The organism is Bacillus sp. RCC_6_1 (genome assembly GCF_041360755.1).
Taxonomy (GTDB): domain Bacteria; phylum Bacillota; class Bacilli; order Bacillales; family Bacillaceae_G; genus Bacillus_A; species Bacillus_A cereus.
Window position 1 is genome coordinate 54,729 of the sequence record NZ_JBFUPV010000003.1, and the last position, 16,241, is coordinate 70,969.

The following is a 16,241-nucleotide window of genomic DNA, read 5'->3' on the forward strand; positions in this document are numbered from 1 at the left end:
TTTATACGTAAAAATCAAAATTGATGTTTACATCTCGATAAATAAAATTTGTATAGCATTTCTTTATAGTGCCATAGTCTCACGTTATTGACAACCCTACCTCAAATTCTCATTTTTTATTGTATTTTACAAAATTTCAATTTGTATGCCGTTTTTCTATTTGCTCTTCTACTAATTTTAAAAATCTTCGTTGTGCATTTTTATTTTTCACGAGCAATCGAACTCTTAGCTTACTTTGTAAATATGAGCGAACTTTGTAGTTCGTAATAAATAACTTTTGATACTTCTCGTCTTCATATATCATTCGAAACCATTCATACTGCTGCAAGTAACGTATGTTAACATCAATCTTTTTCGTGTGTAAACCCGTACTTAAACTAATAGATCCTATTAGAGCTTCTATTCATGCTGAAATCATTTCTCTCCCCCTAATAAACAAAAGAAGAACCTTCACAAGATTCTTCTTTTCAAAATGAATGAGTTCCCTCTAGAACCCCCAATTATTTTCTTCAATGTAAATTTGATATTCTTCTACTTCGTCTTCACTTAACTTCTTATTATCTTCATATATCTCTTGCCACTCGAAATAATCTTCATCGAAATAAACAGCAAATTTAATTTTCACGTTTTTCTTCTCTGTATAATCATAACCAGTAAACTCTACTACGTCATAATCTTTTTCTTTCTTAACAAACTTCCAAGTTGGATTATCAGTCATAATCTCTAAAGTAACCCCTTCACCACTTGAACGAACAACGTTTTTAATATTCGGTTCAGTTGGTAAAAAGGACAGCCCGAGCGCAGCTAACCCAAACACAATCCCGACTATAACCTGTAAACCAATCATACCAGCAATACTTACGCCACCCTTTGATTGTAAGAAATACGCCTTCTCATGATCAGACGAATCTTCTCCCTTACGAAAAACACGAACAGCATGCTTGTAATATAAACGGTTTCCTTGCCATCCAGTAAATATCATCATTCCTAATTGAAGAGCTAAATTAAATGTTACATAAATCCCATCTGGAATATCTATAAAAGGGGGTATAACTATACTAGGTATAGCCAATAACGCAAATATAATAAATAACTTATACATTTTTCGATAAGCTAACCAAAAAGTTGGGAAGAAAAAGGCTACCCAATTCCATGTATTCCCTTGCGCTGGATTTTCTACTTTCCCCCACTTAAAGTCATAATAAGCTGTATTCTTTTGAACAACTTTATGTAATTCTTGTGGAGAAATCGTTTCTTGTAAAACAGTGTCCTTCACGTGCATCATCCTTTTCTTATTTCTATATACATTTATTGTATATGCACAAAATGAAGGAATCTAACAAAAAGTACACATATTTCATAAAAATGAACGGAAATCGAATATATTCCGACAATTATCCGTTTCTTATTTCATTTTACTTTTAAATATATTAAAATAATCATGTATCATATCTTTAATACACTAAGTTAATTATTTTATATATTCACTAAAAAGGATGCATCAAAATCATTTTTATACATCTTTTTTAGTGAATATATACTACTATTTTAAAACAAACATCTCGACTTAAAAGAGCTCACAAATTAGCCTTCTACTATTTCAAACATATTTCCACTTACACAACTCATGAATAGTTCATTATTAACTTCCTCTGCATAATGTTTCACATGAAACTATCAACATTCCGGGTTACCTTTCTACTATTTTCGACTGGTTTCAAACGTGGACATCTTATGAAAATTTAGTGGAAATAAATATACATTCCATTACTCCGGTACTAGCTGTCGTTCCAATATTAGAAGAAAAAGCGTTTCTACTTCTTACCTGTTTTTCTTTCTACAAATTAAAACAGTACGAACAAGCTAATCACTATTTACAGCAATATTTACATTGCGCCGTGCATCTGAATACCGAGGAAAAAGAGCCCGTATTCTTTCATGAAATTGATATGTATATAAAAAAACTAGTAGAAAGTGCAATGTAATTTCACATTGTTCTTTCTACTAGTCCTTTATCACAATTTTATATCCTATCCTACAACTCCCAAGTAATATTCATTTCTGCAAATGACTCCTTACTAGCTTCCAATCCTTCGCTATCTTCCGTTCCAATCATTGCTACTTCTTCTTTAGACAACTTAATTTCCTCATTTGGCCTTTGGATTTTTTTCTCATACACGAGTTGTAAAAGCTCTATTTGTTCCTCTGTCAGTTCATACTCTTCTTCCAGTCTTTCCATTGCTGATTCTGTATCAAGTAATGGAATTTCTAATAAGAATCCACCGTGCTCTTCCATCTCTTCAAATGAATCAATTGAATACGCACCACTATCCTCAATCCAAAATGCAGTTGTAATAAAAGGAACTGTTTCGCCTTCTACTTCTTCTAATACGTATTGAAGTGCTTCTTCTTTCGCAATATCTATTACTTCCGAAGGTGCCCCTTCAAAATAACTTTTCGCATCAATCCACTCATCCATTCTCTCACTATTCACATCTTGAAGACATACAATCGTGTAATTCGGATGAAACGTAATTGCCCCTTGTCCGCCTTGGCTATCTTGCATACTATAGTTAAATCCATCCCATGAACTTTCATGTGAGAAATCTGGACAATGCGCTACATTAATTGCATGGGCAATCGAATTTAAAACGCATCCTTTCCATAATTGTTCTCTATCTATATGTAATTTATATTTACTCATCATCTTCCCCCATGCACATATTTTTTCTATTATCTTTCCTCTACACAATACTTGTAAATACTTTTCTATCTACTACAAAATGAAAAAGACAATACACCCCACTGTATTGTCCATTTTCTTCCCTACCATTTCTCTCTACACGTCTCAATTAAATGCAGTAAGTACCTCTTCGTCATATCTGCCCTTCTCCACCTTGAGATCATTCGCTTTTCTTTTGGGTTCTGCCGTATTCTAGCTACTTCTTTTAATAAAAGCTCCCATTCTTCCGCTGAACGTTGTGACAAGTATTGCAAGCCTCTATCTTTTGAAACGATTGTTTTATGATCTAGTGTATATAAAATACGTCCCATCGTAACGACAGCTGATTCTACCCACTCTTCTATAAAAAATAAATATGGCTTCTTCGCCTTTTCACTCCAGTACTGTTCTACGTTATATTTCATCGTATTTACTACATCATTCCATTGTATTTGCAGTGGAAGATCTTCTGCTTCTTTTCCGGTAACTGTAATGCCTTGATTTTTCAACGTCCACCATGTGACCGCATTAATGTCCCAATGACCAACATTAGCTTTACCATCTGCACAATACACATACTCGTTCATTTCATCATTGTATTTCCCTAAGTCAGCAAGCGGAATATACATACCGTCCATTCTTTTACCTAGCATATTATCACTAAGTTTCTTATGTAGTTCCACAAGCTGCTGTTTTTCAGCTTCATTCACGGAATCATTTATCACTGTAACAAAATCAACATCGCTCGTTTCCTTATGAAATGCACCTAGTGCGATGGATCCGTAAATATATACCCCGACTATTTTTTCATCCAAAAAAATTTCTTTTAATTCTACTGTGTACCGCTCCATTAACTGCTCTACTTCCGTTGGTAACGCATGCTTCACTCCATTTTTCATATCTATCCCTCCAATAAAAAAAGCCTTTGCAAATTCGCAAAGACTTCTTGTTTTATAAATATTTCTCGATTTCTTCGTAAACATCCTTCAAACGAGGATTTCCTTCTCCAACAATTTCTCCATTTACAAGAACGACCGGATAAAATAAATCTTCTTCCACTACGCGCTCTGCGAATGCTTTTTTATCCGCATCTTCTTGTTCTTCCTGGAAATCAATATACTCGAAATTAAATTTATTTTCTTGTCCTTCATATTTACGACCAATTGCCGCTTGTAACCATTCAAACGTTTCTGTTGAAGATGGCATTCCAACACAGCTCGCACAAATTACTTTCGTCCCATACACTTGAACATTAACCATTTCTTCTCCCCCACTTCTTGTCCCAACAGTATATTCAGATGTCTTATTACATAAGCACATCATTTTACAAACTTATTCCATACCCCTATACTGAAAAAACACGATACAAAATTTCGACAATAAAACAAGAAGAGAAAAAATAGATTTTCCCCTCTATCTTGATTATAATAAAACTGATGAAAGGAGTCGATAAAAATGGAAAACCCACATATGCAAGAACAAGTATTAGAAGTATTAGATAAATTACGTCCATTCTTACTTCGCGATGGCGGAGACGTTGAATTAGTAGACATTGAAGAAGGTATCGTAAAACTACGCCTTATGGGTGCATGCGGAAGCTGCCCAAGTTCTACAATCACACTAAAAGCTGGTATCGAGCGCGCGTTACTTGAAGAAGTACCAGGCGTTATCGAAGTAGAACAAGTATTTTAATTAAAAGCGGAAGCGGCTCGTTCAGAACAGGAGGTCATTGGAGCTCCTGACGAAGAGGCGCTTTTGCCTCACAGGAAGGCGCGAAATGGCCGACTGTTCTAGCCGCTGGAGCTAGATACTAATCTAAAAGCGGAAGCGGCTCGTTCAGAACAGGAGGTCATTGGAGCTCCTGACGAAGAGGCGCTTTTTGCCTCACAGGAAGAAGCGAAGCCACCGAACATTTTAGCCGCTGGAGCTGGATATTATCTAGCGGCTCGTTCAAAGTCACTTGCTAAAAGGAGACCAAATTTGGTCTCCTTTTTTTATTCAAATCACATTTATCCGTTAACATCATAAAACAAAATTGGAAATCCCTCTCAAAAAATGCGATAATTAATACTATATAGTGAATCGTTCACACATATAAAGTAAAAAACATAGGGGGACGACACATGCCAAAAATGGGGAACACTTTTTTAACAATTCAAGAACTAGAAAAGAAAAAAGAATATTTATTAGGCCTTTCATCCGTTATACCAACATGGAATACAAGCTATCAATTTTTATTTAAAGAAATCCAGCAAGAATTATTGGGTAAAGTAAATGAAAAACTCGAAGGGCATCAATTCGTTTTAAATATATGTACAGATCAGCAGGTAGGGGCATAATGTATTACATAAAATTGTGGTATATAAAAAAGAGACCTCACTCGGTCTCTTTTTTATATTTTTAAGATAACCAATCTAATTTTCTAATCCCAAGCTTATCTACTGGTAAACGAAGCGAACCATAAAAATGCTTCATAAATTGCTCTGAGCGGTTCACATCGTGTAAAATGGCTTCTAAGCGATCTCTATATATGCTTTTTTGTTCTTCGTTTCCAGTTTGGTAATATCGTTCGACCGTTTCAAAATAGTGCAGCGGGAACAGGAGCCTTGCAAATAATAAGCGCCAGCCAAATGAGGATAGCGAATAATTCCGTTCATAATCCGTAACAAATTGAACGATTGTTTGCTCCCAGTCTTTCTTTTTTTCTATCGTCATATGGCGGATCCATTCTGCAATATCTCGACTCGGGTGATCATACACCCAATCAAAAGGAAGTTTGAGACGCTTCGTTTGATGCCATAATAAAGGTGTGAATCGTTCTTGGCAAATTGTTGCTGCATCCGTTAGTTGCGGCGTATCATCCATTTCTGTATCGACAACATATTGAATGGCATTTTCTGCAACTCCTAAGTAATACGGGAAGGATTCAATAAACAATTGATCGAATACATCTGAAGGGTGGTTCATCACTTGTGATTGCCAAAACTTTTCTAATTGATCGAGCCTTTTTTCCCATAACGCTTTCCATTCACCAATTCGGCTTAATTGCTCAATTTCTTCTGGAAAGAATGCACCTCGTTTATGGAATATAGAAAGCTCACTTCCTAATGACATAGCATGTCGTTCTAACGTGCGCATACCTTTTAATAAGCAATAATTTTGTTCTTCTATCTCACTTACATAGTAGCCGTGTATAGTCGGAACGAAAGTCGCTACAGTTATATCCCCTTGCTGGTTCATATAATCACTGAGCTTTTTCATCTCTACAAGTACTTCTTCCTCCATTTCTCCAATTGGAACAAGTACATAAATTTTGTTGCGAATCCAAAAGCTTTTATAGGGGCCAAGGGGGATTAATTCTTTAACATGCATGTGATAATGCTCATAAATATGCTGAATCATCGCAGTCGCCACCTATGGTTTTTCTTTATATATATGAGCTTGTGCTCGCCTTTCATTCCTATGCACATGATAAAGCAACGAAACGTATACAAATATTAAAAAGAAAAAAAGGTGATAAACATGAAAGAATCAAATCAACTACAAGAAAGAGCATTAAAACTATTACAAGAACGCGGTGTAACAATTGAAGATATTGCTGAACTTGTTCATTTTCTCCAAAAAAAATATCATCCAAATTTAGAGATGTCAGAATGCCGTTACAATGTAGAACGTGTACTATCAAAACGTGAAGTACAAAACGCACTGATTACTGGTATCGAGCTTGATGTCCTTGCTGAAAAGGGAATGCTAAGTGAACCGTTACAAGATATTGTAAAACGTGACGAAGGCTTATACGGAATTGATGAAGTTATCGCACTTTCTATCGTGAATGTGTACGGCTCTATCGGTTTCACAAACTTTGGATATATTGATAAATTAAAACCTGGTATTTTAGAATACTTAAATGATAAATCAACTGGAAAGGTGCATACATTCCTTGATGATATCGTTGGCGGAATCGCTGCCGCTGCTTCAAGCCGTTTAGCGCACCGAGCTGAGCACTCAGAATAATAGTGTTTTCTAGGCCGTCAGGTTCATGCTGACGGTCTTTCATATTCCATCAGCATAAATTCTCTTCCGCGACTCAAAAAAATAGGCCCTTGCTTAAATCCGATATTTTTATATAACGTAATCGCTCTTGTATTAAATGTCGCTACGCTTAATCGAAACATTTTTGCATTAAACTCTTTCGTGGCAAACGCTATTCCAGCTTGGAAGAATTCTTTCCCCAGTCCTTTCCCAGTTAGCGCCGGCTTCATGCCAAGTCCGATATCAATCACATCTTCTCGACCATATAAATGAGCATCTCTTCCACCTGGTACTTGTGCATTTGCTCCAAAACAAAAATAACCGATGAGGTCTCCTTGATCATCACAACAGCCATAATACGTTCCATCTAATAGCTCTTCCATTACTTCTTTCTCGCCTGAAAAACTATATAAATTATATGGTTCCTCGTACGTCCAAGTATTTATCTCATTTGCTTCTACCTCTGTTAATTTATGTATATCCACTTTCTCTTTCCCCCTATTATATTTCTATTAACAATATTCGATATTCATCTTATAATTCATCTTTCTCAATATATTTTTTTAATTTCTTGCTTCATTTTTATGGAAGATTTTTCTTATTATGTTACGATTAAACAGAATCATTATAAATAAGGTGGTGACAATTTGAATTACTTTTCTTATCTCTCCTCAGAAGAACGGCAAAATTTTTTCTATAAAGAACCTCTTAATTTTTCAAAAAATATAGGAAAAGAACAACTAGCTTACGCACTAGGCGCTACACTATATACTCCTGGCACGAAAGAAACGATTGCGGAAGATATAATTAGAAGGAAACATGTGGATGCTATCTCAATTATTCTTTGTCTAGAGGACGCTATAAGCGATGAGGAAGTAAAACTTGCAGAGCAAAACATCGTCGTTCAAATACAGCAAATCGCTAACTTAGTCAGTGCCAACATACTAAATCAAGCAGACATCCCACTCCTTTTTATTAGAGTTCGACAGCCAAGTCAAATGAAGAAAATTGTTACTGAATTAGGTAGTGCCGTTCATTGTTTATGTGGTTTTGTCTTTCCAAAATTCACACCGATTAACGGAAAGACTTATATCGATCAGCTTGCATATATAAACGAGTTATACTCATTATCGCTATATGGCATGCCGATTTTAGAATCACCCGAAATTATGTATAAGGAAACACGGGCAGAATCATTATTACAAATAAAGGATTTACTAGATTCTTATCACGATTACATCTTAAATGTACGTATTGGTGCTACTGATTTTTCAAGTATATTTAGTATTCGGCGTAATAAATACACACCTATCTATCATATTACTGTTGTCCGTGATTGTATTTCAGACATTATTAACGTTTTCTCAAGGGCAACAAATGAATATATTATTTCAGGATGTGTATGGGAATATTTTTCTAATGATCATGAAGAAGGGCTTATTCAAGAGGTATCACTTGACCATGCAAATGGCTTAATCGGAAAGACAGTTATTCACCCATCTCATATTAAAGTTGTACAGGCAATGCACATTGTCACAATGGAAGATTATTTAGATGCGAGATTAATTTTACAAAATGCAGATACGTATAATGGAGTGCTAAAAAGCAGTTTTTCTAACAAAATGAATGAAGTAAAACCTCATTATGGGTGGGCTCGCAAAACCATTTTAAAATCTAATATTTACGGGGTGCTACATGAAAACAAACAATTCACCGATCTCCTTATTACAAACGCAAAGCAACACGTATAACGTTTTAAATACTATACAAGTTCATGTAGAAGTACGTGATAATCCATATAATTTAGCGCTAGACAATCTTTTTCAAATGGCTGCGAGAATAAATAAGAAACGTAGTTTTTTATTTGTGAGTACAATCCTTGGAAAGCATCTTCCTATTAAACCTACAGTCTCTCTATCAAGTGGAGTTTCTCTCGCTGCAAGATATATGGAAATACTACATAATATTTCTCATCCATTTCAAAAAGAAATTTTAAATCTCATTTCATTAGAAATTGATGAAATCCCAGAGGAAGTATTTCGTTATCAATATCCTCTGCAAGAAGAAGTTTTGTTCATCGGATTCGCTGAAACAGCGACATCACTTGGTCATTCTATGTTTCAATGCTTTCAAAATGCAAAGTATGTACATACAACTAGGGAATCGATACCCCACCTAGAATCTGTCATTACATTTGAGGAAGAACATTCTCATGCAACATCACACCGTTGTTATGTAGATGAAAGCTTTTTTCAAAACAACAATCCAATTGTTCTCGTAGATGATGAGATGACAACAGGAAAAACAGCATTAAATATTATTAGATCTATTCAAAATAAATTCCCACGAGAAGAATATATAATTGCTTCTTTGTTAGACTGGCGTTCTCATACTAATAGAAAACAATTTAAACAATTAGAAGAAGAACTTCAAATTAAGGTTCATGTTATTTCTTTATTAGAAGGCAGTATTCATACAACTGGCCAACCATTAAATATTGCAAAAAAAGAGATTCAAATTGAAGAAACAAAACCTGATTTCAAAAAACATACCCTTACCTGCCTAAAATCACCCTATACATCAAATTATATAAAATATACTGGGCGATTTGGCATTTCAGCATATGAACAAAAGCACATTCATTCTTTCGCCCAAGAAGCAGGAAAAACTTTAAAAAGAGAAAGAATTGGAAAACGAACACTCTGTCTCGGAACGGGTGAATTTATGTATATCCCAATGAAAATTGCTGCTGAAATGGGTGAAAATATTTTATATCAATCTACAACAAGAAGCCCTATCCATTCTGTTTCAAATGATGTGAACTACGCCATTCATAATCATTTCTCATATCCAAGTCCTGAAGATTCTACTATTACAAATTACTTTTATAATATTTCACCTCATGATTACGATGAAGTATTTGTTTTCATTGAGCGTGATTTAGGGGAAGAAGCCCTATCTCCTCTTCTACAGCAGTTACAAACAGTTATTCCTTTTATTCATATCGTCTCATTTTCAAATAGCATAGAAAAGGAAGGTTGATAATTATGGTAAAATTAAATTCTCATATTAGTAGTTACAATCCAAATGATGCTATTTTTCTATTAAAAGATATTAGTGATTTAATGAAAGAAAGTTCCACGGAAACTAGAGAACAAGCAATTCAAGCTGGCACACATTATTCCGAAATGTTACCAATGGAATATAAACCCTCTAAAGCGTATATGGATTTATTCTTTTCTTCCCTGCAACAATACAAACACAAACTAGCCATCGCTGTTGGAGTTGTCGCCGAACAGATTATACAAACTAAAGGAACTAACCTTGTCCTCGTTTCATTAGCTCGTGCTGGTACACCTATTGGCATTCTTATCAAACGCTACATACGCTATCAATACAACCTTGATGTACCTCACTATTGTATTTCTATTGTTCGCGGACGCGGTATTGATGAAAATGCACTCCATTATATTTTGGAACATCACCCTAAAGAAACAATTCAATTCATTGATGGGTGGACTGGAAAAGGTGCAATAAAAAAAGAATTAGAATATGCAGTACACACATTTAACGAACGAAATAATACACACATTTCTCATTGTATGGCTGTGCTTGCTGATCCCGGTTACTGTACTTCAATTTACGGTACACGTGAAGATTTTCTTATTCCTAGCGCTTGCTTAAATGCAACAGTCTCTGGACTCATTAGCCGCACTGTACTAAATGACACCTATATCGGTCCAAATGATTTTCATGGTGTTAAATATTATAAAGAGCTAGAACAAGAAGACTTATCAAATTTATTCATTGATGAGGTAACAGATTTATTCCCTTCTGTTCATTCTCATATAGATAATCAATTACGTTATATTACTTCAACTTACACTGATCCCTCTTGGCAAGGATTAAAAGATATACAGTCTATCCAAAATCACTTTGAAATTGACGATATTAACTTAATCAAACCAGGAGTGGGCGAAACAACTCGTGTATTACTCCGGAGAATACCATGGAAAATTTTAATACGGAAGCAAAACAATCCCGATTTAAAGCATATTTTACTTCTTGCTAAAGAAAAGAATGTCCCTATTGAAATCTATGAGAATATGGCTTATTCATGTTGCGGGCTCATTAAGCCTCTTAAGAGGGAAACGATATGATTTTCGCCAGTGATCTTGATCAGACGCTTATTTATTCCCGGAAATCGTTTCGTGCCCCTATAGAAGATGAATCAATTCAACTCATTGAAACTTTAGATGGGAAAGAAATTTCTTTCATATCACATAAAACCATTTCACTACTAAAAAAATTGCAACTGCACTCACATTTCATCCCAGTTACAACAAGAACTATTGAGCAGTTTCAGCGTATTTCTTTATTCCAAGACGAAATCATTCCCGAATACGCCATTACAAGTAACGGCGGTAATATCCTTCATAACGGTAAACAAGATGGTACTTGGAACAGGATAGTAAAAGAAAGACTATCGTTTGAATGTATAGAGGGAAACGACATACTAAAGGAATTTGGACAAATAGCTCATAAAGATTGGGTTATATCACAAAAAACAGCTGATGATCTATTCCATTATTGCATTATTAAACGGGAGAACATTCCTTATGATGAATTATCATCCTTCACTTCCTGGTTAGACAAACAAGGCTGGAATCATTCACTTCAAGGTAGAAAGCTATACTTTGTACCAAAACCAATTAACAAATGGGACGCCGTGCAATATATAAAAGAAATTTTGCAAATAGATACGATTATTACAGCTGGGGATTCTTTACTTGATTTATGCATGCTTGAAAAGGCGAACCATGCCTTTGCACCACTTCATGGTGAGTTAGGGGCAATGCATGATAACTTACAACCTCATATTTTAAAAACAGACGCAATCGGCATATATGCCGCAGAAGAAATCGTAAATAAATCACTTCAAATTATTCACAGTTCATTACCTACCTCATGATCATAATATGCACAATTGCATACGCACCACAATTAAACAAATGGTACAATCTATTTGAATCGCTGTTGCTACACTTCTTGATTAAAGAAAAGGCGTTAACACGGAAATTAGCGTCTTATCAACCTCAAGCAATTGGCACATTTTGTCATCTTAAAAGACACTCCACGAGTGTCTTTTTTTCTATATCCAACAAGGACTTACTCATTTCAAAGTATAAATACATAAAATAATGTAAATCATTACACGCATGAATCACTTTCTAAAAGTTATAAAGTAGATTCAAAATAAAAAAGCACTCTTAACTAGAGTGCTTTTTACTTTCAAACAAGGAGGCTACATATATGGATAGTACTCTCGTATTTAACTTCGGCATTGGTATTGTCATTATTTTATTTGTCTTTTTTGTACTTTGTATGAGCGGGGTATAAAAAGGCGATTTTCGGGCGTCTTTTTATACATACATATGTATTACTTGACTTCTATAAAGGTAGTAACCATAATAGTTACAGATATACAAATAACTATTCACATATCCACAAATAGGAGGAAGAAAAATGAAACATGTAATCGTTTATGCACACCCGAATACAGAAAGCTTCAACCATGCGATTTTAGAAACGGTAAAAAGTGAATTAGAAGGAAAAGGTCACGAAGTACGCGTTCGCGATCTATACGAATTAAACTTTAATCCAGTATTAGGCGCTTCCGATTTCATCTCATTTTCTAAAGGAAATACACCAGAAGATATTAAAGAAGAACAAGAGCATATCTCTTGGGCTGATAGCATTACATTTATTTATCCAGTTTGGTGGGCGGGACTTCCTGCTATTTTAAAAGGATACGTTGACCGTGTGTTTAGCCATGGATTTGCTTATGCTTACGGTGAAAACGGTATTGAAAAGTTATTAAGCGGTAAAAAAGGATTGTTATTATCTACAATGGGCAATACGAAAGAAGCATACACAGCAGGCGGCATGTTTGATGCGATGAAGAAAACAGCGGATGTTGGTATTTTTGAATTTACAGGCATTGAAACAATTGAGCATACATTCTATACAAGTGTTCCTTCTGTGGATAACAGTGTGCGTAAACAATATCTTGAAGAGGTTAAAGACGTTGTGAATCGTGCTTTTTAATAAAATTATATCAGTGATTTTCTAAATATATCAGCGCAACTCAGATTATATCAGCGATTTTCTAAATATATCGGCGCAACTCAGATTATATCGGCGATTTTTCAAATATATCGACTTACCGACAAAAATCGACACTAGTCACAACTGAATGTTAGCCCACACCAATCGGGCTGCCCGCAAATATTAGAAAAAAAGCTGTTCCAAAGTTTGGAACAGCTTTCTTCATTACATCTTCTCAATCCACTCCGTCAAGTTATGCACAACTTGCGTTGGTTGTACTTCGTATTCTGTTAACTTCTCCACAGTTGTGACTCCAGTGTGGACAAGAAGGGTATGCATGCCAGCATTTATTCCTGCTAAAATGTCTGTATCGTAGTTATCCCCAACCATTAATGCTTCATTTTTTTCTATGCCAAGTACTTTTAAAGCTTGTTCCATAATGATTGATTCTGGTTTTCCGATAAAGATTGGATCCACACCTGTTGATACTGCTACAACTGATGTTAATGAACCATTACCTGGTAATAATCCTCGCTCAGTTGGGATGGCAATATCCCCATTTGTAGAAATAAACGTCGCGCCATTACGCACAGCAAGACACGCTTTTGCTAACTTTTCATATGTGATGTCACGATCTAAACCAACAACAACGAAATCAGGATTTTCATCCACAAGTTCAAATCCTTTTTCCACAAGTGCATCGTGTAAGCCTTCTTCACCAATCATATATACAGTTGCGTCTTGTTTACGTTCATAAATGAAGTTCGCAGTCGCCATACTCGTTGTGAATACTTGCTCTGCTTTCGCTGGAATATCGAAACGAACAAGTTTTTCTGCCACTTGTTCTGGTTTACGCGTTGAGTTATTCGTAACGAATAAATAAGGAATGCCGCGCTCTCCTAATGCTTTTACGAAGTCGCTTGCCTCTTCAATTTGTTCTTCTCCGCGATACATCGTACCGTCTAAGTCAATTAAGTAACCTTTATACATCGATTATGTCTCTCCTTCTATGCTAACGTTCTCACCTTATCATACCACTCTTATATTACCCGCTTTTTCCAAAGAAAAAAACGCTTTACCTAAAAGCGCCCCATAACGTTCATTTTTTCTCTTTTACTTGGTAAGAACAACTACAATCGCCCTCACACATATTTGCTAACGTCTTTACATCTGCTCCTGCAAATAAACGCTTATACATCTCTTTTTCATCTTCACATACTTGCGGGAATCTCTCTGCAATTTCCTTTAACGGACAGTTTTGTTTTTCAATTACGAAAGAATTCTCTCCATCTCTCTTTATTTGAACCATATAACCGTTTTTCTCTTGCATAGCTGCTATCTCTTGCACTTTATATGCTAAATTCTTTTGATTACTCACTCTCTTTTGTAACTGTTCTTCCATTCGCTTCGTTCTCTCTTTTAAAACGTAACGAAGTATTTTTTCATCACCCATTCGAGCTAAATCTTCTAGCATATCAATCGCAAATTGCTTATACTCTTTCGGGAATGTATCTTCTCCCTTTTCACTTAATCCATACAAATAAGTTGGTCTTCCGACATGTTGCCTTACCATCTTAGAATAAATGAGTCCGTCTTTCTCAAGATTACTTAAATGTCTTCGGATCGCCATTTCTGTAATCTCTAAAACGTCAGCTAGTTCAGCTACCGTGTGCTCTCCCTTTACTTTCAACAATTGTACAATTTCGTCTTTCGTCGTACGTGCTTCCCCCATACTTCACCCTTCTCCCTTTTCTTTCTCACATACAATATAAGATCCCCAAAAGGCATTCTCTGGGGATCTTATAAGCATAATTATTCTGGTACAAATGCAGATACAGGTCCTAATTCCTTTTCTAAATAACTGCGAATATTTGCTGGGTATTTCTCTACCACTGCAATATGTTTTTGAATCGTCTTATATAATTCATCATGATTCATTTGAATATAGCCTTGCGTAAGCATTTTTCGAAGAAGGATAATTTCTTTCATCCCTTGTCCATCTTCTTCACTTATCACTCGCTCGTCCATTAAAATATCAATAATATCTTCATAGCTTCCTGGATCGCGCATAATAAATCCATCAATCATCGCATTCCCGGCATCTAATACACAATCAATAATAAGATGGGCTATGCGCTCTAATGCGTAAAATTCAAACTCGGTTTCATATATCTTTTTCTCTTGAAATGTACTTGTTGCTCGTTCTAAACATACTAGCATTTGTTCTATTTTCTTTCTGTCTACAAAATACATGAATGTCACCTACCTGGAAATTAAAGCATTTACATTTTAATTGTAACGCTTTCTTCTGAAAAAATCGACAATTTTTCGAATTCACCTTTTCTCCGTTATTTGTTATAGTTATATTTGTATGATTTTTGAAATTGGAGGAATGGAATCTTGGAACGTGAACTCGCACTAGAAATTGTCCGTGTAACAGAAGCAGCAGCCTTAGCATCCGCACAGTGGATGGGCCGCGGAAAGAAAAATGAAGCAGATGATGCAGCAACTACAGCAATGCGTGATATGTTCGATTCAGTAAACATGGCAGGTACAGTTGTAATTGGTGAAGGAGAACTTGATGAAGCACCGATGTTGTATATTGGTGAAGAACTAGGAACAGGTAACGGTCCAGAAGTAGACATCGCCGTTGATCCATTAGAAGGTACAAACATCGTTGCAAAAGGTCTTGCAAATGCAATGGCAGTTATTGCAATCGCAGACAAAGGGAACCTTCTTCATGCTCCTGATATGTACATGGAAAAAATCGCGGTTGGTCCAAAAGCAGCTGGTAAAATTAGCTTAGATGATCCAATTGAAAAAACAATTGAAATTGTAGCAGAAGCTAACAATAAAAAGATTCGCGATCTAACAGTTATCGTTCAAGAACGTGAACGTCATCAAGATATTATTGACCGTGTTCGTGCAAAAGGTGCACGCGTAAAATTATTTGGTGACGGTGATGTTGGTGCGTCAATCGCAACAGCACTACCTGGAACGGGTATCGACTTATTCGTAGGTATTGGCGGAGCTCCAGAAGGTGTTATTTCTGCAGCAGCATTAAAATGCCTTGAAGGTGAAATGCAAGCTCGTTTAGTTCCAATGAACGAAGAAGAAGAAGCTCGTTGTCGTGAAATGGGATTAGAAGATCCTCGTCAACTTCTTATGTTAGATGACTTAGTATCTGGGGATGATGCAATCTTCTCAGCAACTGGTGTATCTGCTGGTGAGTTATTAGACGGTGTTAAATTCCTTGGTGGAGATTTAGCTGAAACATACTCTATCGTAATGCGTTACAAAACAAGAACAGTACGATTCATTAAAACGCATCACCATTTAGATCATAAACCACACTTAAACTTAGATATTTAATAAAGGA

The 16,241-nt window shown here is 35.6% G+C and carries 19 protein-coding genes and 1 pseudogene; 10 read left to right on the forward strand and 10 right to left on the reverse strand.

The window, feature by feature from the left end; all coding sequences use genetic code 11:
* Positions 1-136: 136 nt before the first annotated feature.
* Both AB6801_RS12380 and AB6801_RS12385 read right to left on the reverse strand, forming a co-directional pair.
* Complete coding sequence (locus AB6801_RS12380) at positions 137-403, reverse strand: hypothetical protein (protein WP_229192416.1); 267 nt, start codon at positions 401-403, stop codon at positions 137-139.
* A gap of 84 nt (positions 404-487) precedes the next feature.
* Entirely contained in the window at positions 488-1,285 is a 798-nt protein-coding gene (locus AB6801_RS12385) for a DUF2628 domain-containing protein (RefSeq protein ID WP_370941083.1), read from the reverse strand.
* A 367-nt stretch (positions 1,286-1,652) separates the two neighbouring features.
* Between AB6801_RS12385 and AB6801_RS12390 the strand changes: the two are divergent.
* Positions 1,653-1,985: pseudogene (locus tag AB6801_RS12390) on the forward strand (DUF4304 domain-containing protein); the annotation flags it as partial.
* A 50-nt stretch (positions 1,986-2,035) separates the two neighbouring features.
* Here AB6801_RS12390 and AB6801_RS12395 read toward each other — a convergent pair.
* The 3 genes from AB6801_RS12395 to AB6801_RS12405 all read right to left on the reverse strand — a co-directional run bounded on the left by AB6801_RS12395 (position 2,036) and on the right by AB6801_RS12405 (position 3,982).
* A complete protein-coding gene (locus tag AB6801_RS12395; RefSeq protein WP_000049704.1) occupies positions 2,036-2,704 on the reverse strand; it encodes a hypothetical protein in 669 nt (222 codons plus the stop codon).
* Between the two features lie 122 nt (positions 2,705-2,826).
* Complete coding sequence (locus tag AB6801_RS12400; RefSeq protein ID WP_116291564.1) at positions 2,827-3,621, reverse strand: nucleotidyltransferase domain-containing protein; 795 nt, start codon at positions 3,619-3,621, stop codon at positions 2,827-2,829.
* A gap of 52 nt (positions 3,622-3,673) precedes the next feature.
* Positions 3,674-3,982: a YuzD family protein gene (locus AB6801_RS12405; RefSeq protein ID WP_000248588.1), complete on the reverse strand. Its 309-nt coding sequence runs from the start codon at positions 3,980-3,982 to the stop codon at positions 3,674-3,676.
* A gap of 195 nt (positions 3,983-4,177) precedes the next feature.
* On the opposite strand from AB6801_RS12405, the gene AB6801_RS12410 reads away from it, so the two are divergent.
* Both AB6801_RS12410 and AB6801_RS12415 read left to right on the forward strand, forming a co-directional pair.
* Positions 4,178-4,414, forward strand: a complete 237-nt coding sequence (locus tag AB6801_RS12410) for a NifU family protein (RefSeq protein WP_000431159.1) — start codon at positions 4,178-4,180, stop codon at positions 4,412-4,414.
* A gap of 431 nt (positions 4,415-4,845) precedes the next feature.
* Positions 4,846-5,061 carry a carbonic anhydrase gene (locus AB6801_RS12415; protein WP_097998034.1) on the forward strand — a complete coding sequence of 72 codons (216 nt, stop codon included), beginning with the start codon at positions 4,846-4,848 and terminating at the stop codon, positions 5,059-5,061.
* A gap of 61 nt (positions 5,062-5,122) precedes the next feature.
* Here the strand turns inward: AB6801_RS12415 and yutH are convergent, their stop codons facing one another.
* Entirely contained in the window at positions 5,123-6,124 is a 1,002-nt protein-coding gene (gene yutH / locus AB6801_RS12420) for a spore coat putative kinase YutH (RefSeq protein WP_000614218.1), read from the reverse strand.
* 120 nt (positions 6,125-6,244) lie between these two features.
* On the opposite strand from yutH, the gene AB6801_RS12425 reads away from it, so the two are divergent.
* Positions 6,245-6,736 (forward strand): phosphatidylglycerophosphatase A family protein, encoded by a 492-nt coding sequence (locus AB6801_RS12425; protein WP_097998035.1) that lies wholly within the window; start codon positions 6,245-6,247, stop codon positions 6,734-6,736.
* Positions 6,737-6,759: 23 nt separating this feature from the next.
* Here the strand turns inward: AB6801_RS12425 and AB6801_RS12430 are convergent, their stop codons facing one another.
* Positions 6,760-7,239, reverse strand: coding sequence for a GNAT family N-acetyltransferase (locus AB6801_RS12430; RefSeq protein WP_097998036.1), 480 nt, complete (start codon positions 7,237-7,239; stop codon positions 6,760-6,762).
* 162 nt (positions 7,240-7,401) lie between these two features.
* On the opposite strand from AB6801_RS12430, the gene AB6801_RS12435 reads away from it, so the two are divergent.
* The 5 genes from AB6801_RS12435 to AB6801_RS12455 all read left to right on the forward strand — a co-directional run bounded on the left by AB6801_RS12435 (position 7,402) and on the right by AB6801_RS12455 (position 12,862).
* Positions 7,402-8,505 carry an HpcH/HpaI aldolase/citrate lyase family protein gene (locus AB6801_RS12435; protein WP_001106078.1) on the forward strand — a complete coding sequence of 368 codons (1,104 nt, stop codon included), beginning with the start codon at positions 7,402-7,404 and terminating at the stop codon, positions 8,503-8,505.
* Positions 8,450-9,796, forward strand: coding sequence for a phosphoribosyltransferase family protein (locus AB6801_RS12440; RefSeq protein WP_097998037.1), 1,347 nt, complete (start codon positions 8,450-8,452; stop codon positions 9,794-9,796). The genes AB6801_RS12435 and AB6801_RS12440 overlap by 56 nt, the downstream gene beginning before the upstream one ends.
* Before the next feature lie 5 nt (positions 9,797-9,801).
* Positions 9,802-10,914, forward strand: a complete 1,113-nt coding sequence (locus AB6801_RS12445) for a cysteine protease StiP family protein (RefSeq protein ID WP_000239908.1) — start codon at positions 9,802-9,804, stop codon at positions 10,912-10,914.
* Positions 10,911-11,726 carry an HAD family hydrolase gene (locus AB6801_RS12450; RefSeq protein ID WP_000575383.1) on the forward strand — a complete coding sequence of 272 codons (816 nt, stop codon included), beginning with the start codon at positions 10,911-10,913 and terminating at the stop codon, positions 11,724-11,726. Before AB6801_RS12445 ends, AB6801_RS12450 begins: the two co-directional genes overlap by 4 nt.
* A gap of 554 nt (positions 11,727-12,280) precedes the next feature.
* Positions 12,281-12,862 carry an NAD(P)H-dependent oxidoreductase gene (locus AB6801_RS12455; protein ID WP_000683437.1) on the forward strand — a complete coding sequence of 194 codons (582 nt, stop codon included), beginning with the start codon at positions 12,281-12,283 and terminating at the stop codon, positions 12,860-12,862.
* 225 nt (positions 12,863-13,087) lie between these two features.
* Here AB6801_RS12455 and AB6801_RS12460 read toward each other — a convergent pair whose 3' ends face one another.
* The 3 genes from AB6801_RS12460 to AB6801_RS12470 form a co-directional block, all read right to left on the reverse strand.
* Complete coding sequence (locus tag AB6801_RS12460) at positions 13,088-13,852, reverse strand: TIGR01457 family HAD-type hydrolase (protein WP_000276467.1); 765 nt, start codon at positions 13,850-13,852, stop codon at positions 13,088-13,090.
* Between the two features lie 109 nt (positions 13,853-13,961).
* On the reverse strand, positions 13,962-14,594 hold the full coding sequence (locus AB6801_RS12465) for a helix-turn-helix transcriptional regulator (RefSeq protein ID WP_000503346.1): 633 nt from the start codon (positions 14,592-14,594) through the stop codon (positions 13,962-13,964).
* 80 nt (positions 14,595-14,674) lie between these two features.
* Positions 14,675-15,115: a DUF86 domain-containing protein gene (locus AB6801_RS12470; RefSeq protein WP_097998038.1), complete on the reverse strand. Its 441-nt coding sequence runs from the start codon at positions 15,113-15,115 to the stop codon at positions 14,675-14,677.
* A 147-nt stretch (positions 15,116-15,262) separates the two neighbouring features.
* Between AB6801_RS12470 and glpX the strand changes: the two genes are divergently transcribed.
* Positions 15,263-16,234 (forward strand): class II fructose-bisphosphatase, encoded by a 972-nt coding sequence (gene glpX, locus AB6801_RS12475; RefSeq protein ID WP_000439090.1) that lies wholly within the window; start codon positions 15,263-15,265, stop codon positions 16,232-16,234.
* Positions 16,235-16,241 lie beyond the last annotated feature (7 nt).

What these genes read in the sequence shown, in the direction of transcription:
- AB6801_RS12385 (WP_370941083.1), bottom strand. Translation starts at nt 1,285, where the DNA reads ATGATGCACGTGAAGGACACTGTTTTACAAGAAACGATTTCTCCACAA.
- AB6801_RS12395 (WP_000049704.1), bottom strand. Translation starts at nt 2,704, where the DNA reads ATGAGTAAATATAAATTACATATAGATAGAGAACAATTATGGAAAGGA.
- AB6801_RS12400 (WP_116291564.1), bottom strand. Translation starts at nt 3,621, where the DNA reads ATGAAAAATGGAGTGAAGCATGCGTTACCAACGGAAGTAGAGCAGTTA.
- AB6801_RS12405 (WP_000248588.1), bottom strand. Translation starts at nt 3,982, where the DNA reads ATGGTTAATGTTCAAGTGTATGGGACGAAAGTAATTTGTGCGAGCTGT.
- AB6801_RS12410 (WP_000431159.1), top strand. Translation starts at nt 4,178, where the DNA reads ATGGAAAACCCACATATGCAAGAACAAGTATTAGAAGTATTAGATAAA.
- AB6801_RS12415 (WP_097998034.1), top strand. Translation starts at nt 4,846, where the DNA reads ATGCCAAAAATGGGGAACACTTTTTTAACAATTCAAGAACTAGAAAAG.
- yutH (WP_000614218.1), bottom strand. Translation starts at nt 6,124, where the DNA reads ATGATTCAGCATATTTATGAGCATTATCACATGCATGTTAAAGAATTA.
- AB6801_RS12425 (WP_097998035.1), top strand. Translation starts at nt 6,245, where the DNA reads ATGAAAGAATCAAATCAACTACAAGAAAGAGCATTAAAACTATTACAA.
- AB6801_RS12440 (WP_097998037.1), top strand. Translation starts at nt 8,450, where the DNA reads ATGAAAACAAACAATTCACCGATCTCCTTATTACAAACGCAAAGCAAC.
- AB6801_RS12445 (WP_000239908.1), top strand. Translation starts at nt 9,802, where the DNA reads ATGGTAAAATTAAATTCTCATATTAGTAGTTACAATCCAAATGATGCT.
- AB6801_RS12450 (WP_000575383.1), top strand. Translation starts at nt 10,911, where the DNA reads ATGATTTTCGCCAGTGATCTTGATCAGACGCTTATTTATTCCCGGAAA.
- AB6801_RS12455 (WP_000683437.1), top strand. Translation starts at nt 12,281, where the DNA reads ATGAAACATGTAATCGTTTATGCACACCCGAATACAGAAAGCTTCAAC.
- AB6801_RS12460 (WP_000276467.1), bottom strand. Translation starts at nt 13,852, where the DNA reads ATGTATAAAGGTTACTTAATTGACTTAGACGGTACGATGTATCGCGGA.
- AB6801_RS12465 (WP_000503346.1), bottom strand. Translation starts at nt 14,594, where the DNA reads ATGGGGGAAGCACGTACGACGAAAGACGAAATTGTACAATTGTTGAAA.
- AB6801_RS12470 (WP_097998038.1), bottom strand. Translation starts at nt 15,115, where the DNA reads ATGTATTTTGTAGACAGAAAGAAAATAGAACAAATGCTAGTATGTTTA.